Raw genomic sequence first — 24,024 nt, 5'->3', positions numbered from 1 at the left:
GCTGGGGGACAATCTCGAACATCTCACCCTGACCGGGACGACCGCGCTTGACGGCACTGGCAACGGGTTGTGTCGGGCAATGCCGGGCAGAACCTGCTTTACGGTCTGGGCGGCGACGATACGCTGCTGGGGGCGGCCGGGGATGACGGGCTTCTGGGGGGGGCGGGAGAGGACCGGCTCTGGGGCGGCGATGGCAATGACTGGCTGGACGGCGCGGAGGGCGAGGATATTCTCGACGGGGGCGCGGGCTCCGACCTGATGATCGGCGGCGCCGGGGCGGATCTTTTCATCTTCGGCGGCGGCCGGGACCGGATCGCCGATTTCGAGGAGGATATCGACACGCTCCGGCTGGACGCCGCGCTTTGGGCCGGGGCCGCGCCCGGCTCCGACGCGGTGGCGGATCTGGCCTATGCGACGGAGGCGGGCGTGTTTCTCGATTTCGGCGACGGCAATGGCATCCTGATCGAGGGGCTGAGCGCGGTCGGGGCGCTGATCGACGAACTGCAGATCGTCTGAGCGCCCCGCCGCAGGGGCCTATCGCAGCCGCTCGATCTGGTCGGGATGGATCTGGCCGAGCCAGGTTTCGGTCAGGGGCTTGCCCTTCCGGGTCAGGAAGGCACGCAGGTCGACCGTCTCGGTTCCGGGCGGGGCTTTGAGGTCGAACACCATCCGCCAGCGGTCGGTGCCCACCACCGGCAGCACGAAGGGGTTGATGATCACGACCCCCTGGGGCGCCGAGACCTTGGGCAGGATCCCGTCCTTGCGGGTCAGCCCCTTCAGCGCGGGCCCCTCGAAATCGACGACGACCTTGATCTGGTCCTTTGGCCGCGGCTGGCCGGGCACGCCGCCATTGCCGATCCGGGTGGCGACGGTATGGGCCAGCTTCATCTCGACCGGCGGGGTCGCGGTCCAGTGCAGCCGGTAGGAAAACGTCATCTCGTCGCCTGCCTGGGGCTTGGTCTCGGGGTTCCAGAACGCGACGATATTGTCGAAGATCTCGTCATCGGTCGGGATCTCGATCAACTGGACCGCGCCCGCGCCCCAGGGCGAGGTCGGCTCGACCCAGACCGCGGGGCGCTTGTCGTAGAACACGCCGTCATCCTGGTAGTTCTCGAAATCGCGGTCCCGCTGGATCAGTCCGAAACCCTTGATGTCCTGGTCGAAATAGCTGGAGGTCACGACCCGGTCGGGGTTGTTCAGCGGCCGCCAGATATGCTCGCCCGCGCCGGTCTCGATCATCAGCCCGTCGGTGTCATGCACCTCGGGCCGCCAGTCCGCCGACTGGAAGCGGTTGCTTTCGGAATACCAGAACATCGAGGTCAGGGGCGCGATCCCCAGCCGCTCGACCGGAGCGCGGAAGAACAGCCGCGCGGTGATGTCCATGATCTGGCCCTGGCCGGGCTGGTCGCCAAGCACCATCCGGTAGGCGCCTGCGACGCTTGGCCCGTCCAGCAGCGCGTTGACGATGGTGCGGCCGTCCGGACCCGGCTCGAGGTAGAATTCGGTGAAGCGCGGGAATTCCTCGGGCACCGACATGCCGGTATTGAGCGCGATGCCGCGTGCCGACAGCCCGTATTGCTTCAGCGCGCCGTCCGAGCGGAAATAGGCCGCGCCGAGAAACGAGATCCAGTCGGTCTTCATGTCGGGCCGCATCAGGCGGAACCCGGCAAAGCCCGCATCGGGTTGCAGCGCATGGGCCGGGCTGTCTTCCGGCATGTCGAAATAACCGGTGCTGTAGACCAGCTCGCGGGCGGTGCCGTCCTCGACCGCGAAGATCTTCACCGGCTGGCGGAAATAGGTGCCGAGATGGAAGAACTGCGCCGCGGTGTCGCCGATCATCAGCGAGGTCTCGGGCCGGAAGAAGATCTTCCAATGCGCGTCATAGTCGATCTTTTCCAGCACGTCGGGCTGATGCACCGGCGTCGGCGCATAGGGTCGGGCGGCCAGCGCGGCGGCGCGGGAGGCCAGCATGTCGAAGCTGAAAGCTTTGGGAGCGCCGAGTTCGGGACCTGAAAGGCCCGGTGCAGGCGGGACCGAAGCCGGATCGGCCGCGGCGAAGGGGGCGGCGGCAAAAACGGCGGCAATACAGGTGGCGGCAGCGATGAGGGTACTCTTGACAAGGCGGTGGTCGGTCGGACGGACAGTCGGCACGTTGGGCTCCTTGGCGGCGGCCCCGGCTGGGGCGACGTCCGAGGAATTTGGTGGATTTGCAGGCCAAATCAAGCTGAAGATCGGTTCATCGGCGGGGCCATGCCGTCGGAGCGCGGCGCCATGAAAGGCGCCTTGTGCCATGACGAGACGGGCCGGGATGTGCGCCCCGGCCCGCCGGTTCCGGCAGGGCCCGCCCGGAGGCCCTGTCCGGTCGGCAGTCAGCTCGGCATCAGATGGTCCGGGCCGACATCTCGCGGGCGATGTGGTCGGCCTGACGAATGGCCAGCGCCACGATCGTCAGGGTCGGGTTCTCGGCCGCTCCGGTGGTGAATTGCGAGCCGTCCGAGACGAAGAGGTTCGCTACGTCATGGCTCTGGCCCCAGCGGTTCACGACCCCGTCGCGTGGGTTTTCCGACATCCGGTTGGTGCCCAGGTTGTGGGTCGAGGGATAGGGCGGCGTCGGGAAGGTCCGGGTCGCACCGACCGCCTCGTAGATCGCGCGGCCCCGGTCATAGGCATGGGCGCGCATCGCCCGGTCGTTCGGATGGTCGTCGAAATGCACGTCGACCACCGGCAGGCCATGCTGGTCGGTGACATCGTGGTTCAGCGTCACGCGGTTGGTTTCCTGCGGCATGTCCTCGCCGACGATCCACATGCCCGCCATGGTCTCGTAGGCATCGAGCGCCGAGGTGAATTCGCGCCCCCAGCCGCCCGGATCGAGGAAGGCCGCCATGAAGGGCAGCCCGAGGCTGAGGGTCTCGAACTCGTAGCCGCCGACAAAACCGCGCGAGGGATCGTGCCGCGCCTCGTCGCGGATGATGCCGGCCATGGTGGTGCCGCGCCACATCCGGACCGGCTGCTCGAAGCTGGCATAGACCGATCCGGTCATGTGCCGCATGTAGTTGCGCCCGACCTGGCCCGAGGAATTGGCCAGCCCGTCTGGAAACATCGACGAGGCGGAATTGAGCAGAAGCCGCGGGCTTTCGAACGAGTTGCCGGCGACGCAGACGATCCGCGCCTTCTGCATCTGCAGATTGCCCTCGGCGTCGAAATATTCGACCCCGGTCACCTTGCCCTTGGCGTCATGCAGGATGCGCGCGGCATGGGCCTTTTCGCGGACCTCGAGATTGCCGGTCTCTTCGCCATGCGGGATCTCGGTATAGGCCGTGGACCATTTGGCGCCCCATTTGCAGCCCTGGAAGCAGAAGCCGGTCTGCTGGCAGCTGAGCCGCCCGTCGCGCTCGACCGAGTTGATCGCCATCCGGCCGGTGTTGACCTCCTTGTAGCCGAGCGCTCGCGCGCCTGCCTCGAAGACCTTGTAATTGTTGTTCCCCGGCAGGCCGGGCAGGCCGTTGGTGCGGGTCACGCCCATCTTCTTTTCGGCCAAGTCGTACCATTTCTCCATTTCGGCCGCGTCGATCGGCCAGTCGAGAAGGTTCGCGCCCTGGACCGGACCGTAGGTGGTCTTGCCCTTCCATTCATGTTCCTGGAACCTCAGCGAGGCGCCGGCCCAGTGAGTGGTGGTGCCGCCCACCGCCTTGACGATCCAGGCGGGCAGGGCCGGGAAGTCGCGCGCCACCCGCCAGTCGCCCGATGTGGTGCGCGGGTCGGTCCAGGCAAGCTGGCCGAAGCTTTCCCATTCGTCGTTGATGTAATCCTCGGGCAGGTAGCGCCCGCCGGCCTCGAGTGCCACGACCTTGATGCCCTTCTGGGCCAGTTCGTTGGCCAGCACCCCGCCGCCCGCGCCGGTGCCGATGATGACGACCACGCTGTCGTCGGTCTTGTCGAAGTTTGCAGCCATATCCGTTCCTCCCTGACTGGCTATGGCTCAGAGCCAGACGATGTCGTCGAAGCCGCGGTGCAGATAGCCGCCCTTCGAATAGCTCTCGCCCTCGTAGCCGAAGAGCGGCCAGACGGCTTTCTGGTTGTAAAGCCCGGTCACGAGCCCGCCGCGGATGGTCTGGAAGAAGACGCTGTCCTCGATCTCGCGCAGGATCTCGGCGCGGTCCCGTTCCCAGCCGGTGCCAAGGTAGGTCGGAAAGCCGTGACCGCGCGCCAGTTCGTCCAGCGCGGCGATGCCCGCCTCGATCGCCGGGGCGGCCTCGGCCGTGTCGTAGCCCTTGACCGCGACGACGTAATATTCGGTGCCGATCCGGTCATGGGGATAGATGTCGCGCGCCATCTGCACGAGGGTCGCGAAGGTTTCGGGTTTCAGCGCCGCGGTCTCATGGGCCCAGGCGGCGTCGGGGGCTGCGACGAAGCCTGCCCCCACCACCAAAGTCGCCCCCGCCGCGCTGGCGCGCGCAAGAAGCTGGCGCCGGGTCAGTGCCCGGACGGCTTGCTGGTCTGTCATCTGGTCTCCTCCCTTGACAGACGGGCGGGGTCCAGCCGCCCTGTCTCTTGTCGTTATCGGTCTTTTCTCTTTATCGGGTCATTTGAAGCGGCCGCTGCGTTCCAGCACCTCGATCTGGTAGCCGTCCGGATCGGCGACGAAGAAGAACCGCCCGACCAGTTCGCCCGCCGGGGCGAATTCCACCAGCTTGCGCGGCGCGAGGCCCTCCGCCTCGAAGCGCGCATGTTCGGCATCGAGATCCTCGACCGACACCGCCAGATGGCCGTAGCCGTCGCCCAGGTCATAGGGCTCGGTCCGCCCCTTGTTCACGGTCAGTTCGAGTTCGAATTCGGTTTCCGGGTTGCTCATGTAGATCAGCGTGAAATCCGGGAAATCGAGCCGCTCCGCGACCTTGAGCCCGAAGGCCTTGTCGTAGAACGCCACCGACCGCTCTTCGTCGAGCACCCGGATCATGCTGTGGATCGCCTTGGCCAAGATGGTCCCCTTCTTGCTGGGTCTTCCGTTCGGAAAGAGCCTAGCGCGGGACGGGGAGGGCCGGGGTAGTAGCGCGATACTACCATGCAGGCTTTGCGCCGGGGGCTATTCGGCGGCCATCGCCATCGGGCCTCCTGCCGGGGCGGTCTCGCGGAAGATCAGGCAGGTACAGCGCAGGAGCGAGGTGAAATTCGACGGCTCGCCATGCCGTTCCAGCACCTCGGCATGAAGCTTGGAGATAAAGGCGGGCGTCGTTGCGCCTTCCGAGGCCGCGATCTCGTCGAGGATGGCCCAGAAGCTGTTTTCCAGACGGATGCTGGTGCTTTGTCCGTTGAGCCGCAGCCGCCTCGTGGTCGACTGGTAGCGTTCGGGGTCCTGTCCGGCAAAGATCTGGCACATCGCATGTCTCCTTCCCTGCGGCGCGGTGTTCAGGCGGTGTCTGTCGTCGCCGTCCTGTCCGGTCTGAAGTTTATACCAATTCCAGGCGCGACCCCAAGCAAGAACCGTGCCGGGTCTTCTCTACCCTGGCGATTGCAGCGCGGCGTCCTGCGGGCTATGCAGCGCCGGGGACCGAAGGAGAGCGCGATGGGACGGATCATTCTGGTGACCGGCGGGGCGCGGTCGGGCAAGAGCAGCCATGCCGAAGCGCGGGTCCGTTCGATGCCGGGCGCGCCGGTCTATATCGCCACTTCCGAGCCGCAGGATGACGAGATGCGCGACCGCGTGGCGCGGCACCGGGCGGCGCGCGGGCCGGGCTGGACATTGATCGAGGAACCGCTCGAGCTGGTCGGTGCGCTTGAGCGCAGCGATGGCGCCGGGCCGCGGCTGGTCGATTGCCTGACGCTCTGGCTGTCCAATCACATGTTCGCAGGGCGCGACTGGGAGCCAGAGGCCGGGGCGCTGATCGCGGCGCTCTTGCGCCAGCAATCGCCGGTGGTGCTGGTCTCGAACGAGGTCGGCATGGGCATCGTGCCCGAAAACGCCTTGGCCCGGGCCTTCCGCGATGCCCAGGGCTGGGTCAACCAGCGCGTGGCCAAGGTTGCCGACGAGGTCGAATTCGTGGTGTCGGGCCTGCCCTTGCGGGTGAAGTGAGCCGCCCGCTCAGCCGCTTTTCGTGAGATAGCGTTCGAAGGCGTGCAGCGTGGTCTCCGAGACATGGTGCTCGATGCCCTCGGCGTCAATCTCGGCCGCCTCGCGCGGCACGCCCACCGCCACCAGCATATCGACCACCACGCGGTGACGCTGGCGCACCCGGTTGGCCAGCGCCGCGCCATCTTCGGTCAGGAACACGCCCCGATAGGGCCGCGAGACCGCCAGCCCCTCGCGCTTGAGCCGCGAGACCGCCTTGGTCGCGGTCGGATGCGCAACGCCCATGCGCTGGGCGATGTCGGCCACCCGCGCCTCGCCATGTTCGGCGATCAGATCGCCGATCATCTCGACATAATCCTCAAGCAGAGCGACGGCCTGCGCCTCGCGGGCGCGGAGGAAGCGGTCGGCGGGCGGGGGCATGTCGGGCGGCATCGGGCCTCCTTTCCCGAACCGGCGCCGCGGCCGGCCGGACTGTCAGGACCGGATATATAGCCGGGACGGTTCGCCTAGGCCAGAGCCGGATGATGCCTCTTGATGAAAGAGAAGATAGCACATCACGATAAAGACACTTGCACGGAATGAAGCCTTGGCTAAGTTTCGTTCGTCATCCGTTTCCACCCTGCCTCAGGACGATATCATGAGCCCCAGCGACCGTACCCGCCTGGAAATGTCCGACTTTCTTTCGGGCAAGCGGCATGGTCTTCGGGCCCGGCTGCTGTTCGTGGGGCCGGCCGTGATCGCCTCGGTCGCCTATATGGACCCGGGCAATTACGCGACCAATATCCAGGCCGGCGCAGGCTACGGCTATACGCTGCTCTGGGTGGTGCTGCTGGCGAACCTGATCGCGATGCTGTTTCAGGGGCTGTCGGCGCGGCTTGGCATCGTCACCGGCAAGAACCTCGCCGAGCTGTGCCGCGACCACTTTCCGCGACCGCTGGTGGGGGTGATGTGGGCGGTCAGCGAGGTCGCGGCCATGGCCACCGATCTGGCCGAGTTTCTGGGCGGGGCCATCGGGCTGTCCTTGCTGCTCGAGCTGCCGCTGATCGTCGGCATGGCGATCACCGCCATTGTCACCTATGCGATCCTGCTGGTCCAGGGCCGGGGTTTCCGGCCGATCGAGCTGATCATCGGCGCGCTGGTGGGCGTGATCGGGCTTTGCTACCTGGCCGAGATCCTGATCGCGCCGGTCGACTGGGGCGCGGCGGGGCTGGGCCTCGTGACGCCCGCCATGCCCGATGCCGCCGCTCTGACCATCGCCGTCGGCATCATCGGCGCCACCGTCATGCCGCATGCGATCTACCTGCATTCGGGCCTGACCCAGACCCGCGCCGTCATCCACAGCGAGGCCGAGCGCGCCAAGGTGCTGCGCTATTCCGATATCGAGGTGGTGGCGGCGCTGGCCGTGGCCGGGATCGTCAACATCGCGATGGTGATGATGGCGGCCAGTGCCTTTCACAGCGGCCATAGCGAGGTCTCGGAGATCGAGACCGCCTATCACACCCTGACCCCGCTTCTGGGCGCGGCGGCGGCGGGTGTGTTCCTGCTGTCGCTGATCGCCTCGGGCATTTCCAGTTCGGTCGTCGGCACGATGGCGGGGCAGATGATCATGCAGGGCTTTCTCAGGATCCGCATCCCGATCTGGCTGCGGCGGCTGGTGACGATGCTGCCCGCCTTCGCGGTGGTCGCAGCCGGGGTCAACGCCACCCAGGCGCTGGTCGTCAGCCAGGTGATCCTGTCGATCGCGCTGCCGGTGCCGATGATCGCGCTGATCGTCTTTGCCGGGCGGCGTGACGTCATGGGGGCCTATGCCTCCGGGCCGCTGCTGCGCGCGCTGGCCATTGCCGGGGCGGCGATGGTGCTCAGCCTGAACGCGGTTCTGCTGGCCGGGGCCTTCGGGCTCGACCTGCCGTTTCTCGGATCTCTGATCGTGGGGGGCTAGTCTCGGGCCCGGCCCTGCGGCCGCCGGCAGAGCAGGATCAGAGCCGCAAGCGCCGATCCCGAGATCGCCAGACCGTGCAATCCGAGCCCGCAGAGTTCGGGCAGGACCGGATGGCCGCCACCGCCCGAGCCCAGCCAGAGCAGGCCGGCGCCAAGCCCGATCCAGAGGAAGACCGAGGCCGCCAGGGCCACCGAGAGGATTGGCAACGCAAGGGCCGGCGGCAGGGCACAAAGGCTGCGGCAGGAAGGTTCGGTCCTGTCGGGCATCGGCATCGCGGGCGGTCTCCTCGGCGGTCGCATCGTCTGGCGGTCTTGGCGGAAACCGGATCACGGCGCCGCGACGGCGCGGCCGCCCCCCGCCCGCATTCCGGTACGCTGCCAGCAGCGCTGCCGCAACCCGCCTTCTGGCTTCAGACCCATTGAGTGTCGAAGCCAGAACACATAGGAGGCTGAGCGGCAGATCACCCTCACCACCCGCGACGGCGCGCGCCCCTTCGACGGCATCGTCACCGAGGCGCGCTGGCTGTGCTCGGGCGACAATGGCCATCGCTACCGGCTTCGGCTTCGGCCCTAGGCCTTTCTTGCCAACCTGAGGCGTAACCAGCCGATCTTTCACAACAAGACCGTGGTCGAGATCCTGACAGAGCTGCTCTCGGCCTATGCCGATGCGGGCGCGCTGACGGTGGAACGTCACGATCCGCAAGGTGACATCGAAGGCTGCGAAGAGATCGTCGAACCCTCGCATTTTCTCATATTCGAGGGCTTCGCCATCGATTGCGGTCAGATCCGGGCTGAGACCGGCCTCGGGCTCAAGCCCGCCGGGATAGCGCCGGTCGAAGTAGAATCGCGCGGCGATGGCCCCGCCATTCCAGGGCGCGGAGGACTCGCCCAGCGGGTATCTGCCGCCCGCAGTCCTGCCGATTGCCCCGACATCATGGCCTGCCCAGACCGGAATGGGGCGCGCGGCCCGGGCGGAAGCGAGTGCCGAGCTGGTCCATTCGCGCGGATCGAGCACCCGCTTGCCGCGGGCGCGGACGCGGATCTGGGGCGCGCCGCCGGGGAAGAGATCGCGGTCGTAATCGGCCTCGAAGTAGAGATAGGCCACGCCACGGCCGCGATGGGCCTCGGTCCATTCGCTGGCGGCCGCGACATAGCGGGCCTCGGCCGCCTGATCCGCGCCGCCATCATGGACGCGAAGCCGGACGCGGCCCCGGTAATCGCTCTCGACCTGGCCCCAATGGTACGGATCGCCGCTGCCCGCGGCCGCATCGCGGCGGTATTGCGCCTCGGTCCAGACAAGCGTTTCGCCCAGCCAGATCTCGACCGCGCCATCGATCTCGTGGCAGGCCAGCGGCATGACCGAATGATAGCGCCGGTGCGGCTTGCCCCCGGCCTCGGTGGTCGAACGGGCGACGATGGTGCCGCCGAGAGTGCGCTCGCCATAGAGGATCAGCCCCGCAGTCACCGGCTGGATCCGGTTCAGCGTGATCTCGTCGCGGGTCTTGGCCTTTGGCGTCTTCGTCAGGATGCCGTCCCCGGCCGAGGCCAGCAGGGCGTTCTTGGCGATGGCGTCGGCGCCTGCGGCCGCGAGGGCATAGACCCGCGAGCCGGGGGCGAAGGTCTTGATGAGGACCGGATCGCTCTCCTGGTAATCGTCGTCGATGCCGCCGCCGGTCAGGCGGCCAAGGCGGCCGCGGTGACCAGCGCCGAAAGCCCGGCGAAGAGCCCGCGGGGGATCCCCAGCAGATCGGGCGAGGCCAGCGAGAGCCCGGCCTCGAGCCCTGACAGCAGGCCCGCGAGCAGGATGAGACGGATCGACCAGGCACGCCGGATCAGCGCGCGCCACTGGGGCACGAGGTGCATGGGGGGCTCCTTTCGGGGGAATGGCTCAGCGCGGGACGCGCTGCAGGACGGTCTTGATGTCGGCGCGAAGCTCGCGCAGCAGCGCGTTGGTCTCCTCGCGGTCGCGCTGGCGGGCGGCGAGATCCTCGGCGCGCTGACGCTGCGAACGGGCCTCGAGGGCGCGGATCTCCTCGGCGAGCCGGGTGGTCTCGCGGTCGAGCGCGGCGGTATTGGTGCGGGCGCGCGCCTCGAGCCGGACCGACCAGACGGCCAGCCCGAGCAGCGAGAGCATCACCCCCCACCAGTCCCGGATCTGCGTGGTCAGCTCCTGCATGGCGGGCTCCTTCCTGGGCGGCTCAGAAGTCGGCCGCGGGCGCCCGGCGGCTCCGGGCTGCGCAGTGGCTGAGGGCGATGCCGATCATGGTCATGGCCAATCTCCGGGCATGAAAAAACCCGCCGAAGCGGGGGGATCGAGACGTGGGGTCGGCAGGCGTTCTTTCGGCTTTTGTCATGCCGTCTTGTACCCGCAAACTTTCTGCATGATGATTCTGGTGGAAGAGTTATCCATCTCCCTGTGCCTCAATCGGATCGCGTCCACCCGACCAGCGGGTAGGGTAATGGTCAGGTCCTCGTGATACTGGTAGAGCGTGTCGTCAATCCGAGCCAAAAACGTCCCATCGGCGTAGGTATTCCCGGTCTCAAGGTTGATCATGATGCGACAGGATATCTGGCCCCGACGGTCGTTGACCAAGTCTACGAAGCCAGACCAAGTGGCTCCTCCGTCCGTAGAGAATTCAATCTCCAAGTCCTCCGACGTGCCCGTCCAATTGCCATACAGCTCGAAGCGCAGCCACTTCGTATCGCCTAGACCAAGTACGGTCTGAGGCGCTCTGCCCGACCACTCCAGCACCGCAATCGGGTCGATGAAAGCGGCGGGGCTTACGCCGGGAGCCCCCGGAGCCCCTTCCGCGATGGCGACGGGGTTGTCGCGAAGCGCCCGGCCATCGACCGCGCGGCCCGGCTTGCCCGCTTCGATGACGCTGTTCGGGATGTTTGTCCAAGGCGATGTCACCCGTTGCCTTCTGCAGCGCGACCACCTGCGCGAACGTGATGTCGAGATGCCCGTTCTGGATCTTCGAGATCGTGCCGCGCGAAACCGGCTCGCCATATTCGGCTTCGATGGCGGCGCAGGCGGCGTCCACACCTCCGACACGGGCAATGGTGGCCCGGGCCATGTGCATGAAGAGCCGCTTATCCATGGGAAACGCCTTTTCCTTGAGGGGGGCTCGCGCTGCGCGCACCTTGGGCGCATGGAGCAAAGCCGTTTTCATTGTTCATTTGAGGAATGGGGGGCCGGGGGCGCGGCATCAGGCGGCGTCCTCGGTGGGCGTGGGGATGAAGTCCGCAGGGGAGAGGGGGACGCCCCTCTCGGCGGCGAGTTCAAGAAGCTTCGGAATGTGCCTGTATGGCACGAGGCCGTCCGTGCCGCCCCGCTCGCGCGATGCCTGCCACATCAACACCCGCGTTCGGTGAATACCAATGACTTTCGCTACTGCGGAGGGGCCGCCGAGGGCCGAAATGATGGTGCTAGCCGGTTCCATACAGCTGATGTAGCGATTTTAGCTACCTATCGCAATATGGCTTGTAGCGATTTTCGTTACAGATGATGATTGGCGTCGCGGATATGCTGTTCGTTGAAATGGCTCCGCGAACCCCGATATCAGCGCCCCTTAACGAGTGGCTCATTCAAGCTCTGGATCACTCCGGGCTGAGCCAGTCGGCTTTGGCCGAACTTCTTGACGCGCGCGTGCAGAAGAAGATCGACCGCTCGATCATCAACAAGATGACACTGGGCAAGCGAACGATCTCGGCTGAAGAAATGTTGTTGATCTCTGAGATCACTGGCTTTGACCTTCCTAGCGATACGGCTCGGATCGCTACCATAGCCATCGCAGGGAAGGTCGGCGCAGGCGCGCGGGTGCCCGTCTTCGATACCTATGAGAAGGGAGACGGGCCGCAGGTCGAGTGTCCGCCGGGTCTGTCGCCACACAACATCGTGGCGGTGGAAATCGAGGGCGACAGCATGGAGCCGGTCTATTCGGCCGGCGATCTGCTGTTCTACACCCGCTGGTCGGACGGAAGCGTGCCCAGCGAGGCGGTAGGCAAGCGATGCGTTTGCGAGTGCGAAGAGGGGCTAGGCTGGGTGAAGGTTGTTCGCCCAGGACGAGACCATGGCACCTTCGACCTTCACAGCTTCAACGACCAGACGCCGACGATGTACGGGGTCCGGCTCAAGTGGGCGGCACCGATCAAACTGCACTGGCCGGCCGAGCTAGCGCGCAGGGTCTAGGCGTTGGCCACATGGGCGGACTGCTGCCGTTAGCGCTGTCATGGACGAACGGCAGCAAAGCGCAGATTGTGTTGCAAAACTCCGACCGAGGACGAGAGTTCGCCTGAGTTTGGAGCGTTATCCTTCAAAGGGGAAGAAAAGGTCTGTTTGTCAAGCGAGGTCGCAAAAAAGACGGAACCATGTTCTATGAGGAGGTACTCTGCGGCCCCGCAACCGAGTTTTCAACGGTATCTGCAGGAAGCAGACCGACAGCGCCCCGGGCCGATCGAACCGTGCAGAGGAAGGCCTGACTTAGAGGAAAGCCATGCTTGATCCGCTCCATCCGTGCGGTCCGAAGTGGAGCTTTACGGGACGCGCGAATGCTGCGATACGGTGCGGCCGAAGGTGCGCACCGCGTCTATTTGATCGCTGAAACTTTGGACAAGGATAGAAAAAGCACTTACATCAGATCAGACGGTGTATGAGCTCAGTATGTGCCGTGCAAACTCGCGCCTAAAGCAAGCACTGGCTTCAGTAAGGATCGTGGATGCTGGATGAGATGGGAAGGTGGCAGGCCTACAAGGTTTCGTCGGATGCGTCCGAACTTATGCCTCTTGCTCCCGCCGAAGTTACGTTTCGTTCTGATGAGAAGATTATCTTCGATGATCCTTTCACACTTGAGCTGTTGTCGTCCGCCCCTGTGCGCCGTCTTGCTGGCATTGGTTTTCTTGGTGCAATCGACTTCATTCGCCACGGATCAGGGCGCTCCGCACATAGGCGCCGTCATAATCGCCTCGAGCACACTTTGGGCGTTGCCCGCTTTGCTGAAACGTATGCTCGCGAGGCAGGGCTGAGCGAGAGGCGCCGCCGCCTACTCCTCGCTGCCGCGCTGTTGCATGATGTAGGGCATGGACCGCTGTCTCATACGCTTGAGCCAGTGTTTGCTGAGGCATTCGACATTGATCACCATTCAATGACACGCCGTATCGTGCGCGGAGAAACGCGCAACGGTCGTGATCTCCAGGCTTTTTTGCGTGATGCTGACATTGATCCTGACGAAGTGCTCGCAATGATAGACGGTCATCATTCTGGACCGGACGCGTTTCTCTTCGCTGGCTCTATCAATTTTGATACCTTGGACGGGATCTCGCGCAGCCGGGCATTTATGAAGCCTCGTGCGGCGCCACGCTCCATGCTGAGAGCGGTTCGACACTGGGCCCAGACTGGCCGTGCTCCACTTCCGGAGTTCGACGCGTTCTGGACGCTTAAGCATGACGTTTATACTCTATTGATCTGCGGTGCGCGTGGTCGGCTGCTAGATGCGGTCGCGCAAGCCTACATGAGGGCAAATATCGACGAGTTCGATGCGATTGATTTTGGGCGTAGTGATGTGACGCTACGTAAGCATCATCCAAAATTGTTTGAAGTACTCGGCCTTGTAGCTTCCCAACGGACATCCTTGAAGGATCATCTCCCGAGCAGTTGGATGAAGGAAGAGGTGACAGTTAAGGACCGGGCCTTCACCGTGAGGACGGATAAGGGGGTGAACGAGCCCGATCAGCTCGACGCGCGTTATACGCAAAGCAAATTCACAAAACGTATTTCTATTGAAGAGTTGATAGAAGACCTATGAAAATTTCAAAGCTGAACGGAGGCGACGATGTGGCTTCTGTGCTCAACGCGGCTCGCGAGAGATCCGAAAATATCTTGGGAACCCTGCGCTCGGTCGCGAAGGACCTAACTTGCTTAAGCTCGGATATCATAATCGGCGTGAATGGCAGTGTCGCGCGTCGGGAAGCAACTAGAGGTGAGCTACCCCCCGGAAATTCGGACAGTGACGTAAGCTACGATTTGCAGTCTGCTGATCTTCGACGAGAAGGAGATCAGAGATGTCGAAACGCAAGCAGCACGCGCCTGAGTTCAAGGCGAAGGTCGCGCTGGAAGCCCTGAAGGGTGAAGAGACGGCGGCCGAGCTGGCGAGCCGGTTCGGAGTGCATCCGACGATGATCCATCAATGGAAGCGCGCCCTGCTCGAAGGCGCGTCCGGCGTGTTCGAGCGCGGTGGCCGCAAGAGACCCGAGATCGACGAGGAGCAGGTGAAGGAGCTCCACGCCAAGATCGGGGAGTTGGCGGTGGCCAACTCTTTTTTGGAACGAAAGCTGAAGCCCTGGGGCGGGAAGTGAGGCGCGGTATGATCGAGCCTGACCATCCTCAGCTGTCCATCGGTCAGCAGTGCAGGCTGCTGTCGATTGCGCGCTCGTCCTATTACTACGAGCCGAAGGGAGAGACCGCACAGAACCTCGGCCTGATGCGGCAGATCGACGAGCAGTTCCTGGAGACGCCGTTCTTCGGTGTCCGCCAGATGACCTGGCACCTGCGCAATGACGGGCATCTCGTGAACGAGAAGCGAATACGCCGGCTAATGCGCCTCATGGGGCTGATGCCGATTTACCAGAAGCCCAACACGAGCAGGCCGGCGAAAGGACACAAGACCTATCCTTACCTTCTGAAAGGGCTGCACGTGGATCGTCCGAACCAGGTCTGGTGCTCGGACATCACCTACCTGCCCATGCGCCGCGGGTTCCTATACCTCATAGCGATCATGGACTGGCACACGCGCAAGGTTCTATCCTGGCGGATCTCGAACACCCTGGAGGCCGACTTCTGCGTCGAAGCACTGAGCGAGGCCATCCACAAGTTCGGCCCGCCCGAGATCATGAACACGGATCAGGGCAGCCAGTTCACGTTCTTCGCCTGGACCGACCGGCTCCGCCGATCCGGTGTGCGCATCTCGATGGATGGGAAAGGCCGATTCCTCGACAACATCTTCATCAAGCGGCTGTGGCGAACCCTGAAATACGAATGCGTCTACCTGCATGCCTGGGAGACCGGATCAGAGACGAAAGGGGCTATCCGGAAATGGATGACCTTCTACAACCACCAGCGTCCTCACTCAGCCCTCGGCGGCAAGCCACCGGCGCTGGTTTATTGGCAGAGAAATGATATCAAAAAACCCGATCAGCAGGTGCAAAGAGTAGCTTAAATTACGCCAGATACTGTCCAACCGATGGGGAGTAGCTCAGACCTCCGCGTTGCTGGTTGGCAGCAGCTCCATGGATCATAGCGGATACCTTTCTATGCGATGCGCCAACTGACAACGGCAAAGGCGTCGAATGGCCGCTATCGGCAGCAAGCGCCCTAGCGCACGGCTGCAGGCCAACGGCAAGGCGCCACCACGCAGAAAGCCGCACTCCGCGGCCATCCCGGCGCCGCCTCGCGCGGGGTTTTTCATGCTGTCACCCCGGCACTGATGGGGTGAATGCGGGGTGTAGCGGAAAAAGCTACAAACTGTATTGCCAGGGGTAGCGATTATCGCTACATACCTTCTTGCAACAACAGCAAGGGGGTTCCCATGAGCAACACCGAATATCCGCTGACCTGGCGCGGCCTCGCCCTCGCGCTGTTCATCGCCGGGACCCAGCTCGGGCTGATCGCCGCGGCCTTCCATTTTCTCGCATCCCTGCGGGGGGCACTGTGATGCTGGCGCTGAACGGACCCCACTGGCTGGTGATGACCGATTTCGGCCCCCACGGCGTCGGCGCACCCGATCCCGCTGCGACATGGGACGACGCGCTGGACCAGCTCGCCGCCGCTGCTGACGAGGACCGACCCGCCCGGGTCTTCCGTCTCGACTTCAACACCCCGGCCATGACCGAAGTCACGGACGAGGCGTGGCGCGGGCTCGAGGGCCGCCTCGCGGGGATGGCGGCATGATCGGCCCTCTCCGCACCGCCGAGGCGCTGGACCCGATCAGCACGCCGCAGGGCCGGGCCGAGGCCCGCGACCGCCGCCGGGCGATCTTGCGCGATGCGGCCCGGGCCGCGCGCTGGCTGGCCTGGACCTCCGTTGGCCTGCTCGCGATCGGTCTGATCGGCCACGTCGCCCAAAAGGCCATCGGGCAGGTGATCCACGACATGCACGGACGCGAGGTGAGCCAATGGGCGAACTGACGAAGATCCCGCAGGAGGACGCCGCGACCCCGGCCAGCTTCGGCGCGATCACCCCCATGGGGATGATTTCGCAGGCCGTCGCGAACGGCGCGGGCATCGAGACTGTCGAGCGGCTGATCGCCCTGCATGAACGCTGGGAATCCGGGCGCGCCCGGAAGGCATTCGACACCGCGATCTCGGCTGATCGACGCGGTTCCCCCTATCGAGATGCCGCCGACCCCGGCGCCGCGCGAGCGGTACTTGTCGCGTGACGAGGTGGACCGGCTGCTTGCCGCCGCTCTGGATCCGCACATCAAGCTTGCGATGCTTCTGATGTTGACGACCGCAGGGCGTAGCGGGGCGATCCTGGGATTGACCTGGGACCGGGTCGATTTCGCAAGCCGCACGATCCGGTTGGCGGCCAACGATCTGGGGCCGCGCAAGGGGCGTGCAACTGTTCCGATCAACGACACGCTGATGGCGGCGTTGCAAGACGCAGAGCGGGCTGCGGTGTCGGATTTCGTGGTGGAGTGGGGCGGTCGGCCTGTGCGATCGATCAAGACCGGTTTCAATGCTGCCGTTGCCCGTGCCGGAATTGATCACTGCACGCCGCACGATCTGCGCCGGACCGCTGGCCGCTTCATGGCGGAGGCCGGGGTGCCGATCGAGGAGATTGCGGAGTACCTCGGGCACACGAATCCGAACATCACGCGCTCGACCTATGCCAGGTTCAGTCCGGAACATTTGCGCCGCGCTGCCGGGTCTTTGGAGTTCGGAGCTCCGAAACTGGTTCGACGAACCAGAATGCAAACACCAAAAAGCCGCGTAAGTCTTTGATTTTATGGTGACCCCGGCAGGACTTGAACCTGCAACCTATCCCTTAGGAGGGGATTGCTCTATCCAGTTGAGCCACGGGGCCTGTCTTTAACCTTCGAACAGTTCGGAACATGGGGTGCGCGAGGCTGCCCTTCTCCTGACCGTCGGTCTCCTCAACGTCTTCCGGCCCCGACCACCCGCCTGAGAAAGGCGTGCCCATCCGGTCGGGCAACGGGACCATGTCCCGTCTTTTCCCCGGAAAACGCTGCGGTTGCAAGACCGCTTCGGCTTGGACTTCCGGGGCATTCCCGCTTAACTGATGCGACCAGCCCTCGAAGGACCCGCCGCGCCGTGACCGCAGACCCGCCCGACAGACCGCGCCGACCGTTGACGCTGCGCGACGTGTCCGAAGCCTCGGGCGTCAGCGAGATGACGGTCAGCCGCGTGCTGCGGCAAAGCGGCGATGTCTCGGAAAAGACCCGTGCCCGGGTGCTGGAGGCCGCCAAGCGGTTGGGATATGTGCCGAACCGCATCGCGGGCGGGCTGGCCAGCCAGCGGGTGAACCTCGTCGGCGTGATCATCCCGTCGTTGTCGAACATGGTCTTTCCCGAGGTGCTGGCGGGCATCAACGAGGTGTTCGAGGATACGCCGTTGCAGCCCGTCTTCGGCCTGTCGCGCTATGATCCGCCGCATGAGGAGAAGGTGCTGTTCGAGATGCTGTCCTGGCGGCCGTCGGGGCTGATCGTGACCGGGCTCGAACATTCCGAGGCGACCCGGGCGATGCTGCGGGCCGCGGGTATTCCGGTGGTCGAGATCCTCGATCTCGATGGCGAGCCCATCGACTCGGTTGTCGGCATCTCGCATCGCCGGGCCGGGGCCGAGATGGCGCGGGCCATCGCCGCGGCCGGCTATCGCCGGATCGGCTTTCTCGGCACCAAGATGCCGATGGATCACCGGGCGCGCAAACGCTTCGAGGGCTTCACCGGGGCGCTCGGCCGGGCGGGGCTCGAGGTCGTCGACCAGGAATTCTATTCGGGCGGCTCTGGGCTCGAGAAGGGGCGCGAGATGACGCGGGCGCTTCTGGACCGCCACCCCGACTTGGATTTTCTGTATTTCTCCAACGACATGATCGCCGCGGGCGGGCTGCTTTACTGTCTGGAGCGCGGTTTCGACGTGCCGGGCAAGCTGGGGCTGGCGGGCTTCAATGGCATCGAGCTTCTGAACGGGCTGCCGCTGCGCCCGGCCACGATGGACATCCAGCGCCGCGAGATCGGTCGTCGCGCGGCGCAGATCATCGCCGATTGCGTCGGGAAGGGCCTGCCCGGCAAGGGCGAGCGGGTGGCGCTGAGCCCGCGGATCGATCCGGGCGACACGCTGCGCGCCGACCTTGCCAGATGTGGACAAGCCGTCCGCGATCAGGTTTAAGCGCGGCAAACCGCCCCGGTGCCGCAAAGAGGCCTGCATGCCAGCCGTTTCCATCGTCATCCCCATGAAGAACGAGGCCGAGAACGTGGCCTTCCTTCTCGGGGAAATCGCCGAGGCCTGCGCGGTGCTCGACAGCCATGAGGTGATCGTCGTCGATGACGGCTCGACCGATGCCACCGCGGCCATCGTCGCCGAGCGGATGAAGACCGACCCGTCGCTGCGCCTGCTGCGCCACCCGAGTTCGGGCGGGCAGAGCGCGGCCGTCCATAGCGGTGTGCTGGCTGCCCGCGCACCGGTGGTCTGCACGCTCGATGGCGACGGCCAGAACCCGCCCGCCGAGCTGCCGAAGCTCTGGGCGCCGCTCTTGGCCGACGAGACCGGTCGGCTGGGTCTGGTGGCGGGCCAGCGCGTCGGGCGGCAGGATACGGCCTCGAAGAAATGGGCCTCGCGCGCGGCCAATGCGATCCGGGGCCGGCTGCTGAAGGACGGCACCCGCGACACCGGCTGCGGGCTCAAGGGCTTCCGGCGCGACCTGTTCCTGACGCTGCCCTATTTCGACCACATGCACCGCTATCTGCCCGCGCTGTTCCGGCGCGACGGCTGGGAGATCGCTCTGGTGGATGTCAGCCATCGCGAGCGCCATGCCGGGGCGTCGAATTACAGCAATCTGCAGCGTGCGCTGGTCGGTGCCTATGACCTGATCGGGGTGTCCTGGCTGATCCGCCGCCGCAAGAAGGCGCGGGCCGCCGAGGAGCCGCGGCATGCAGATTGAGACGCTGTTCGGCTGGCTGCATGTCGACAGCTGGGCCGAGTTCTGGTGGGTCGCGGTCGGACTGGGCGGCCAGCTCATGTTCACTGCGCGCTTCCTCGTGCAGTGGATCGCCTCGGAACGCGCCCGCAACTCGGTGGTGCCGGTGGCCTTCTGGTATTTCTCGATGGCGGGCGGGCTGATCCTTCTGGCCTATGCGATCTACCGCAAGGACCCGGTCTTCATCCTAGGGCAGGTGACCGGCGTCTTCATCTATACCCGCAATCTCTGGCTGATCCATGCACACCGGCGCCGCAACACCTGATCGTCACGGATGGCTGGGACCGGCTGCAGCCGTCGTTCTGGCCGTGACCGCGCTCCGGGTCTGGCTGCTCTGGCTGAACCGGATGGATCTTTTCGTCGACGAGGCCCAGTACTGGCTCTGGGGTCGCGAGCTGGCCTTCGGCTATTATTCGAAGCCGCCGATGATCGGCTGGGTGATCCGGGCCACGACCGGGCTTGCCGGCAGCGATGCGCCGTTCTGGGTGCGCTTGCCGGCGCCGCTGTTTCACGCCGCGACGGCGCTCATTCTCGGCCGGATCGCGGCCGGGCTATGGGGCGCGCGGGCGGCGATCTGGGTGGCGCTGGGCTATGTCACGCTGCCGATGGTGGCGGTTGGCTCTATCCTGATCTCGACCGACACGATCATGTTCCCGTTTTTGGCGCTGGCGCTGGGTTTCTGGCTGAGGCTGCTGTCGCGGCCGGGACCGGGCTGGGCGCTGGCGGCGGGCCTGGCGCTGGGGCTGGCCTTTCTCTCGAAATACGCGGCGATCTATTATCCGCTCTGCGCGGCGCTCGCGGCATTGCTGATCCCGCCCGCGCGGTCCCGGCTGCGCGATGCGGGGCTGGCGCTTCTGGCTTTTGCGGCGACGATCTCGCCCAATGTGATCTGGAACCTGCAGAACGGCATGACCACGCTCGAGCATACGCTCGACAATGCCGACTGGGTGCGCGCGCCCTCCGAACGGGCGGGGTTCGACATTTCGGGCCTGACCGAGTTTCTGGGCAGCCAGTTCGCAGTCTTCGGACCGGTGCTGTTCGCGGCGCTGCTCTGGAACGCTCTGCGCTGGGCGCGGCAGGATGCGCCGAGCCGGCTGATGCTGGTCTTCGCCTTGCCGGTCGTGGCCATCGTCTCGGTCGAGGCGCTGCTCGCCGGGGCCTATGCAAACTGGGCCGCGGCGGCCTACCTGGCGGGGACGCTGGCGGTGCTGCCGGGCCTTGGCCGGGGCTGGCGGATCAGCTCTTTCGCGATCAACGGAACGGTGGCGCTGGCGCTGCCGGTACTGGGGGTCTTCGCCCCGGTGGCGAGCCTCGGCGGTCATCCGCTGCTGGAACGCTATCTCGGCCGCGCCGATATGAGCACCACGATCCTCGACATCGCCGAGGCCGAGGGGCAGGGCGTGATCCTGGCCGACAATCGCGACCTGCTGGCCGATCTCTTCTATACCGGGCGCGATCGGGATGTCTCGATCTATGCGCCGCCACCGGTCGGGCGCGCGCCCAACCATTACGCGCTGCGCCATGCGCTGCCGGACGACCTCGGGGGAGAGGTGCTCTATGTCGCGGGGGGAAGCCTGCCTGCCTGTGCCGAGGGGGTGACGCCGCTGGCCGATCTCGCCCCCCAGACCGGCGCCTATCGCGGCAAGCGCATCCGCATCTTCCGGCTTCCGGCCAGCTGCTGGAACGGCTGAGCCGCCCTCTCAGGGCATGATCAGGTAGGGCCGCTCGGGCTGGAGCCGTTCGATCTGGTAGACCCCCTCGCCGATGTCGGGCGGAAGCGTCCGGGTGTTGCCGTCATGGCCGATCCGGGTCCAGCCGGTCCGGGCACCGGCGCCGTCATACTCGGCGCGGTCGGTCCAGGGCGCCGACCAGAACAGCATCGGGTCATAATAGGCGTCGCGCCCGATGGCGTCGTAATCGACCGACACCAGCCGCATGCCGCCCGCCCCCGAGGTCGCATAGACCCGCTTCTGGTGATCGGGAAAGAACACCGTCACGAAGGCGGGCGCGCTGTCATGGACCCCGTTCGAGGCGAAGACGCCGATCTCGATCCGCGACAGGCTGCGGTTGCGATAGCCGCTCCGGTCCCGGACCAGCACGGTCCTGGGATCGTGCCAGGCCAGCCTGATGCGGGCCCGGCTGCCCTCCGGGTCCAGAGGCTCGATCCGGACCCGGGCCGGATCGCCCTGCAGGAGCGCCCAGGTAAAGCTCAGTGGCCGGCCGTTCGGGTCTCGGGTCGCGGCGGCACTGACCGTGATCTCGCGCGACCAGTCGAAATTGCGCCAGATCCGCGCAATCGCGCCCTCGGTGTCGAACAGCCGCTCGGACAGCCGCGCCAGCCCCTCGGCCTCGCCGAAGCCGTCCTCCTCGACCCGCAGCCGCACCATCGGCGGAATGGCATCGTGCCGCATTGCCGCCGCCTCGCCCATCATCCGCCCGGGGCGCAGCGCATCGCCCTCGAACACGACCGGATGCGCGGCGGCGGTGAAATAGGCCGCGCGGCTGCGTACCGGGGCATAACCGCGGCGCAGGATCATCTGCAGCGTCGGCGCGATCAGGCGATTGTCGCGCAGGGCCGCGAAGGTCTCGGGCGGGAATGCCGCCAGCGTCATCGCCAGCGCGGCGAGAAACGGCTGGTCCGAGCCCGACGAGCCCTGGCTGATCAGCATATAAGGCCAGTTCGCTGGAAAGCGGTCGGTCTCGTCATGGTCGCGATGCTCGGGATAGACGTAAAGGTGGTTGTTCTCGTAAAGCTGTGCGCTTCGCTCGGGGCCGCCCGGCGTGGTCATCGCCAGCCGCGGCAGGCTGCGCTTGGCCGCGCCCGTGGTCACCGAGGTCGAGGAATTGCCGAACACCACCGCAGGCAGCAGGATCTTGCCCGCGAGCCCGTAATCGGCCCGCGCCTTGCGCAGCGTCTTGTCATAGACCAGCCGGTCGAGCCGGGGGAAAAGCTCCTGAGGCAGGCTGGAATGGCCGCGGTCGCGATTGTCGTAGATCACGCCCTCGAAGCCGTTCACCGCCTGCTGCCCGGCCAGATGGCGCAGAACCTGCCCGCCCGAGCGCAGCCCCCGGTCGCCGACAAGCGGCAGCGTCTCGTCCTGGGGCGGCAGCTTGAGGTTCAGCGCCAGATAGCTGTCATATGCGGCAGGCAGCAGCGACGAGCTGCGCAGCAGCACATCCTCGGCGGCCCCCCGCAGCGGGACGAGGCAGAGCAGAAGACAGAGAAGACCTGGTCGGATATGCATGGGCCGATCCTGCCCAAGCCCGACGCGCGGGTCCAGTGCCAAGCGCATGGGGCCGGCACATCCCGATCCCGCCCCCGTCGCGACCGGGCGGTTTGCCTTGCGGGGGCCGGAGCAGAGGCATGCTGACGATCCGCGTGTTGCGCGACCCGCAGAGCCGCCCGATCCGGGGGCATCCGCGGCCGTGGCCTCGAAACCCGGTGCCCGGCGGGAGGTCGCGCCGCCAGAGCCCGGCCCAGAGCCTTGTCTCGGGGCAAAGCGCGACGGAGAGCTTCTGGGTTCTGGGTTCTGGGTTCTGGGTTCTGGGTTCTGGGTTCTGGGTTCTGGGTTCTGGGTTCTGGGTTCTGGGGGTGAGGGCTCGGGCACGGTCGGGTTCAGACAGAGCGGGGCCGCCCCTGGGGCTGGTTCGCGACACGCGCCGGAAGCTCTGCCACGACCCTGCGCCCGTTGTCAGAACTTCAGGAAATAGCCTCCGGCGCTGGCCTTGCGCTCGTCAAGTCCGCTGGCGCCGAAGATCGACATCACATTCAGAAGCTGCCAGCCACCCCGGCGGATCCGGCGGTCGATCTCGCGGGTGGCGGCGTCGCGGCTGCCGCAGGCGCTGTCGGGCAATTCGATCACGCCGTAATGCAGCTTCAGCGGATTGTCCTGCTTTGCCTTGTAATCGGCATAGCAGGCGGCGGCGGGACCGCTCAGCGCGGCTAGGACGAGACAGGCGAGGACAGGACGCAGCATCATGGCCCGGAGCATGGTCGAGCGGGCGCCGCTATTCAATGGCAACCTTTGCAGATTGCGGTCGTTGAGCGCTCCAATTGTGTACTGCCCGCAGGGCAGCGGAGACTGAAATCTCTCGCCACTGTGGCATGCTCGGTAGGCGCGACTGCACGCCTGTGCGTCGCCACCCGTTCGGGACTGTCATCTCGCCACGAATGGCTTCAAGCGTCACCATCGCCTTGACCTCGGCCCCGTCATTCTTTCGTTTGACAGCCGCGCCGTTCTTCCTCGTCTTCGTTGACGGAAAACGTGGCAGGATGTCCGGTTTTCGGGGCCACCTCTTATTGCCGAAGTGCAGGCGGCCGAGGGCAAACGTCTGTTGAGCGCCCATTCCGTTCTCTGACCCGGCAAGGTCCGACGACTCGTTCCCGATCGGATACCATCTTCGGAGGCTTCATTCTCTGCCTGTTCGTGCCCGGAGCTTTATGGGGCAAGCTGGTCGGCAGGGCGCTCCGGCAGAGGACCGGGGCCTTCGAAAGCCTGTTGCGGCTGGTCGGTCCCGACGGGACGGTGCGCGACTTCTGCATGCTGTCCCGCCGGCAGAAGACCCTGGCGGTGAACATCCCCTCCCGGCGATCCAAGGGGCCGCGGCGCCTGCTGAGCGACGACACTGGCCTAAAGATCGCGGGCGAAAGCGAGTGGAACAGCGCGCTCGGTCGGGTCGGGATCGAACGCGTTGCCTGAGGGGCCGGGGGCAAGCCCGAAGCGCGTCGCGCAGACGACGTCCGCAAGAATGCCGGCGGCCCAGGCCCCGGCATTGCGCGGTGCCCGGCCATGTCGCTGACGGGACCGAC

General features: G+C 65.7%; 27 protein-coding genes, 1 tRNA gene and 1 pseudogene. 16 read left to right on the top strand and 13 right to left on the bottom strand.

Annotation, left to right across the window (positions count from 1 at the left end; genetic code table 11):
• Window positions 1-69 precede the first annotated feature (69 nt).
• Window positions 70-516 (top strand): calcium-binding protein, encoded by a 447-nt coding sequence (locus tag ACK8CO_RS08035; protein WP_414898782.1) that lies wholly within the window; start codon window positions 70-72, stop codon window positions 514-516.
• 18 nt (window positions 517-534) lie between these two features.
• On the opposite strand, the gene ACK8CO_RS08030 is transcribed toward ACK8CO_RS08035, so the two are convergent.
• The 5 genes from ACK8CO_RS08030 to ACK8CO_RS08010 all read right to left on the bottom strand — a co-directional run bounded on the left by ACK8CO_RS08030 (window position 535) and on the right by ACK8CO_RS08010 (window position 5,377).
• Window positions 535-2,151: a glucan biosynthesis protein gene (locus ACK8CO_RS08030; protein WP_414898781.1), complete on the bottom strand. Its 1,617-nt coding sequence runs from the start codon at window positions 2,149-2,151 to the stop codon at window positions 535-537.
• A 229-nt stretch (window positions 2,152-2,380) separates the two neighbouring features.
• Entirely contained in the window at window positions 2,381-3,952 is a 1,572-nt protein-coding gene (locus tag ACK8CO_RS08025) for a GMC family oxidoreductase (RefSeq protein ID WP_414898780.1), read from the bottom strand.
• Between the two features lie 27 nt (window positions 3,953-3,979).
• Window positions 3,980-4,504: a twin-arginine translocation signal domain-containing protein gene (locus ACK8CO_RS08020; protein ID WP_414898779.1), complete on the bottom strand. Its 525-nt coding sequence runs from the start codon at window positions 4,502-4,504 to the stop codon at window positions 3,980-3,982.
• A gap of 78 nt (window positions 4,505-4,582) precedes the next feature.
• Window positions 4,583-4,978, bottom strand: coding sequence for a VOC family protein (locus ACK8CO_RS08015; RefSeq protein WP_042457259.1), 396 nt, complete (start codon window positions 4,976-4,978; stop codon window positions 4,583-4,585).
• Between the two features lie 105 nt (window positions 4,979-5,083).
• Window positions 5,084-5,377, bottom strand: a complete 294-nt coding sequence (locus ACK8CO_RS08010) for a ribbon-helix-helix domain-containing protein (protein WP_080614998.1) — start codon at window positions 5,375-5,377, stop codon at window positions 5,084-5,086.
• 186 nt (window positions 5,378-5,563) lie between these two features.
• On the opposite strand from ACK8CO_RS08010, the gene cobU reads away from it, so the two are divergent.
• Window positions 5,564-6,070 (top strand): bifunctional adenosylcobinamide kinase/adenosylcobinamide-phosphate guanylyltransferase, encoded by a 507-nt coding sequence (gene cobU, locus ACK8CO_RS08005; protein ID WP_414898778.1) that lies wholly within the window; start codon window positions 5,564-5,566, stop codon window positions 6,068-6,070.
• Between the two features lie 9 nt (window positions 6,071-6,079).
• Here cobU and mntR read toward each other — a convergent pair whose 3' ends face one another.
• Entirely contained in the window at window positions 6,080-6,499 is a 420-nt protein-coding gene (mntR, locus tag ACK8CO_RS08000) for a manganese-binding transcriptional regulator MntR (RefSeq protein ID WP_414898777.1), read from the bottom strand.
• Between the two features lie 205 nt (window positions 6,500-6,704).
• Between mntR and ACK8CO_RS07995 the strand changes: the two genes are divergently transcribed.
• A complete protein-coding gene (locus tag ACK8CO_RS07995; protein WP_414898776.1) occupies window positions 6,705-8,006 on the top strand; it encodes an Nramp family divalent metal transporter in 1,302 nt (433 codons plus the stop codon).
• Here the strand turns inward: ACK8CO_RS07995 and ACK8CO_RS07990 are convergent.
• The 4 genes from ACK8CO_RS07990 to ACK8CO_RS07975 form a co-directional block, all read right to left on the bottom strand.
• Window positions 8,003-8,278: a hypothetical protein gene (locus ACK8CO_RS07990; RefSeq protein ID WP_414898775.1), complete on the bottom strand. Its 276-nt coding sequence runs from the start codon at window positions 8,276-8,278 to the stop codon at window positions 8,003-8,005. The two genes, ACK8CO_RS07995 and ACK8CO_RS07990, sit on opposite strands and share 4 nt — an antisense overlap.
• Window positions 8,279-9,679: 1,401 nt before the next feature.
• A complete protein-coding gene (locus ACK8CO_RS07985; RefSeq protein WP_414898774.1) occupies window positions 9,680-9,868 on the bottom strand; it encodes a hypothetical protein in 189 nt (62 codons plus the stop codon).
• Between the two features lie 25 nt (window positions 9,869-9,893).
• Window positions 9,894-10,181, bottom strand: coding sequence for a hypothetical protein (locus tag ACK8CO_RS07980; protein ID WP_414898773.1), 288 nt, complete (start codon window positions 10,179-10,181; stop codon window positions 9,894-9,896).
• Window positions 10,182-10,355: 174 nt separating this feature from the next.
• The gene (locus ACK8CO_RS07975; protein WP_414898772.1) at window positions 10,356-10,919 is read right to left on the bottom strand and encodes a hypothetical protein; all 564 of its coding nucleotides are present in this window, start codon (window positions 10,917-10,919) and stop codon (window positions 10,356-10,358) included.
• Between the two features lie 591 nt (window positions 10,920-11,510).
• Here ACK8CO_RS07975 and ACK8CO_RS07970 point away from each other — a divergent pair.
• The 8 genes from ACK8CO_RS07970 to ACK8CO_RS07935 all read left to right on the top strand — a co-directional run bounded on the left by ACK8CO_RS07970 (window position 11,511) and on the right by ACK8CO_RS07935 (window position 17,002).
• Window positions 11,511-12,197, top strand: coding sequence for a S24 family peptidase (locus ACK8CO_RS07970; RefSeq protein ID WP_414898771.1), 687 nt, complete (start codon window positions 11,511-11,513; stop codon window positions 12,195-12,197).
• Between the two features lie 526 nt (window positions 12,198-12,723).
• A complete protein-coding gene (locus ACK8CO_RS07965) occupies window positions 12,724-13,809 on the top strand; it encodes an HD domain-containing protein (RefSeq protein WP_414898770.1) in 1,086 nt (361 codons plus the stop codon).
• Window positions 13,810-14,065: 256 nt separating this feature from the next.
• Window positions 14,066-15,219 (top strand): IS3 family transposase gene (locus ACK8CO_RS07960; protein ID WP_414898769.1). Its coding sequence is split into 2 segments (ribosomal slippage): window positions 14,066-14,318 and window positions 14,318-15,219, totalling 1,155 coding nucleotides; the frame shifts between segments, so codons are not numbered across the junction.
• Between the two features lie 369 nt (window positions 15,220-15,588).
• Window positions 15,589-15,714 (top strand): hypothetical protein, encoded by a 126-nt coding sequence (locus tag ACK8CO_RS07955; RefSeq protein WP_414898768.1) that lies wholly within the window; start codon window positions 15,589-15,591, stop codon window positions 15,712-15,714.
• Complete coding sequence (locus tag ACK8CO_RS07950) at window positions 15,714-15,950, top strand: hypothetical protein (RefSeq protein WP_414898767.1); 237 nt, start codon at window positions 15,714-15,716, stop codon at window positions 15,948-15,950. The genes ACK8CO_RS07955 and ACK8CO_RS07950 overlap by 1 nt, the downstream gene beginning before the upstream one ends.
• Window positions 15,947-16,186: a hypothetical protein gene (locus tag ACK8CO_RS07945; RefSeq protein ID WP_414898766.1), complete on the top strand. Its 240-nt coding sequence runs from the start codon at window positions 15,947-15,949 to the stop codon at window positions 16,184-16,186. The genes ACK8CO_RS07950 and ACK8CO_RS07945 overlap by 4 nt, the downstream gene beginning before the upstream one ends.
• Window positions 16,174-16,437, top strand: coding sequence for a hypothetical protein (locus ACK8CO_RS07940; RefSeq protein ID WP_414898765.1), 264 nt, complete (start codon window positions 16,174-16,176; stop codon window positions 16,435-16,437). The genes ACK8CO_RS07945 and ACK8CO_RS07940 overlap by 13 nt, the downstream gene beginning before the upstream one ends.
• Window positions 16,427-17,002: a site-specific integrase gene (locus tag ACK8CO_RS07935; RefSeq protein ID WP_414898764.1), complete on the top strand. Its 576-nt coding sequence runs from the start codon at window positions 16,427-16,429 to the stop codon at window positions 17,000-17,002. The genes ACK8CO_RS07940 and ACK8CO_RS07935 overlap by 11 nt, the downstream gene beginning before the upstream one ends.
• A 5-nt stretch (window positions 17,003-17,007) precedes the next feature.
• Here the strand turns inward: ACK8CO_RS07935 and ACK8CO_RS07930 are convergent.
• Window positions 17,008-17,084 (bottom strand) — tRNA-Arg (locus ACK8CO_RS07930).
• A 248-nt stretch (window positions 17,085-17,332) separates the two neighbouring features.
• Here ACK8CO_RS07930 and ACK8CO_RS07925 point away from each other — a divergent pair.
• The 4 genes from ACK8CO_RS07925 to ACK8CO_RS07910 are packed head-to-tail and all read left to right on the top strand — an operon-like array spanning window position 17,333 to window position 20,905.
• Window positions 17,333-18,406 (top strand): LacI family DNA-binding transcriptional regulator, encoded by a 1,074-nt coding sequence (locus ACK8CO_RS07925; protein ID WP_155773889.1) that lies wholly within the window; start codon window positions 17,333-17,335, stop codon window positions 18,404-18,406.
• Window positions 18,407-18,443: 37 nt separating this feature from the next.
• Window positions 18,444-19,178: a glycosyltransferase family 2 protein gene (locus ACK8CO_RS07920; protein WP_080615005.1), complete on the top strand. Its 735-nt coding sequence runs from the start codon at window positions 18,444-18,446 to the stop codon at window positions 19,176-19,178.
• Window positions 19,168-19,479, top strand: a complete 312-nt coding sequence (locus ACK8CO_RS07915) for a lipid-A-disaccharide synthase N-terminal domain-containing protein (RefSeq protein ID WP_080615006.1) — start codon at window positions 19,168-19,170, stop codon at window positions 19,477-19,479. Before ACK8CO_RS07920 ends, ACK8CO_RS07915 begins: the two co-directional genes overlap by 11 nt.
• Window positions 19,454-20,905, top strand: a complete 1,452-nt coding sequence (locus ACK8CO_RS07910) for an ArnT family glycosyltransferase (RefSeq protein WP_414898763.1) — start codon at window positions 19,454-19,456, stop codon at window positions 20,903-20,905. The genes ACK8CO_RS07915 and ACK8CO_RS07910 overlap by 26 nt, the downstream gene beginning before the upstream one ends.
• A 9-nt stretch (window positions 20,906-20,914) precedes the next feature.
• Here ACK8CO_RS07910 and ACK8CO_RS07905 read toward each other — a convergent pair whose 3' ends face one another.
• Complete coding sequence (locus tag ACK8CO_RS07905; RefSeq protein ID WP_414898762.1) at window positions 20,915-22,459, bottom strand: hypothetical protein; 1,545 nt, start codon at window positions 22,457-22,459, stop codon at window positions 20,915-20,917.
• Between the two features lie 447 nt (window positions 22,460-22,906).
• Complete coding sequence (locus tag ACK8CO_RS07900; protein WP_080617908.1) at window positions 22,907-23,194, bottom strand: hypothetical protein; 288 nt, start codon at window positions 23,192-23,194, stop codon at window positions 22,907-22,909.
• Between the two features lie 471 nt (window positions 23,195-23,665).
• Between ACK8CO_RS07900 and ACK8CO_RS07895 the strand changes: the two are divergent.
• Window positions 23,666-23,878: pseudogene (locus tag ACK8CO_RS07895) on the top strand (transposase); the annotation flags it as partial.
• Between the last annotated feature and the right edge of the window lie 146 nt (window positions 23,879-24,024).

It is taken from the genome of Rhodovulum sp. HP10, assembly GCF_047553435.1.
Lineage (GTDB): Bacteria > Pseudomonadota > Alphaproteobacteria > Rhodobacterales > Rhodobacteraceae > Rhodovulum.
Note: the sequence above shows the minus strand (reverse complement) of the source record. Positions and strands in the feature narration are given on the sequence as shown.

Bases quoted from the DNA above. Each gene is read 5' to 3' on its own strand.
- ACK8CO_RS08025 (WP_414898780.1), bottom strand. From the start codon at position 3,952: ATGGCTGCAAACTTCGACAAGACCGACGACAGCGTGGTCGTCATCATC.
- ACK8CO_RS08020 (WP_414898779.1), bottom strand. From the start codon at position 4,504: ATGACAGACCAGCAAGCCGTCCGGGCACTGACCCGGCGCCAGCTTCTT.
- ACK8CO_RS08010 (WP_080614998.1), bottom strand. From the start codon at position 5,377: ATGTGCCAGATCTTTGCCGGACAGGACCCCGAACGCTACCAGTCGACC.
- cobU (WP_414898778.1), top strand. From the start codon at position 5,564: ATGGGACGGATCATTCTGGTGACCGGCGGGGCGCGGTCGGGCAAGAGC.
- mntR (WP_414898777.1), bottom strand. From the start codon at position 6,499: ATGCCGCCCGACATGCCCCCGCCCGCCGACCGCTTCCTCCGCGCCCGC.
- ACK8CO_RS07995 (WP_414898776.1), top strand. From the start codon at position 6,705: ATGAGCCCCAGCGACCGTACCCGCCTGGAAATGTCCGACTTTCTTTCG.
- ACK8CO_RS07990 (WP_414898775.1), bottom strand. From the start codon at position 8,278: ATGCCGATGCCCGACAGGACCGAACCTTCCTGCCGCAGCCTTTGTGCC.
- ACK8CO_RS07985 (WP_414898774.1), bottom strand. From the start codon at position 9,868: ATGCACCTCGTGCCCCAGTGGCGCGCGCTGATCCGGCGTGCCTGGTCG.
- ACK8CO_RS07980 (WP_414898773.1), bottom strand. From the start codon at position 10,181: ATGCAGGAGCTGACCACGCAGATCCGGGACTGGTGGGGGGTGATGCTC.
- ACK8CO_RS07970 (WP_414898771.1), top strand. From the start codon at position 11,511: ATGATGATTGGCGTCGCGGATATGCTGTTCGTTGAAATGGCTCCGCGA.
- ACK8CO_RS07965 (WP_414898770.1), top strand. From the start codon at position 12,724: ATGCTGGATGAGATGGGAAGGTGGCAGGCCTACAAGGTTTCGTCGGAT.
- ACK8CO_RS07955 (WP_414898768.1), top strand. From the start codon at position 15,589: ATGAGCAACACCGAATATCCGCTGACCTGGCGCGGCCTCGCCCTCGCG.
- ACK8CO_RS07950 (WP_414898767.1), top strand. From the start codon at position 15,714: ATGCTGGCGCTGAACGGACCCCACTGGCTGGTGATGACCGATTTCGGC.
- ACK8CO_RS07945 (WP_414898766.1), top strand. From the start codon at position 15,947: ATGATCGGCCCTCTCCGCACCGCCGAGGCGCTGGACCCGATCAGCACG.
- ACK8CO_RS07940 (WP_414898765.1), top strand. From the start codon at position 16,174: ATGGGCGAACTGACGAAGATCCCGCAGGAGGACGCCGCGACCCCGGCC.
- ACK8CO_RS07920 (WP_080615005.1), top strand. From the start codon at position 18,444: ATGCCAGCCGTTTCCATCGTCATCCCCATGAAGAACGAGGCCGAGAAC.
- ACK8CO_RS07915 (WP_080615006.1), top strand. From the start codon at position 19,168: ATGCAGATTGAGACGCTGTTCGGCTGGCTGCATGTCGACAGCTGGGCC.
- ACK8CO_RS07910 (WP_414898763.1), top strand. From the start codon at position 19,454: ATGCACACCGGCGCCGCAACACCTGATCGTCACGGATGGCTGGGACCG.
- ACK8CO_RS07905 (WP_414898762.1), bottom strand. From the start codon at position 22,459: ATGCATATCCGACCAGGTCTTCTCTGTCTTCTGCTCTGCCTCGTCCCG.
- ACK8CO_RS07900 (WP_080617908.1), bottom strand. From the start codon at position 23,194: ATGATGCTGCGTCCTGTCCTCGCCTGTCTCGTCCTAGCCGCGCTGAGC.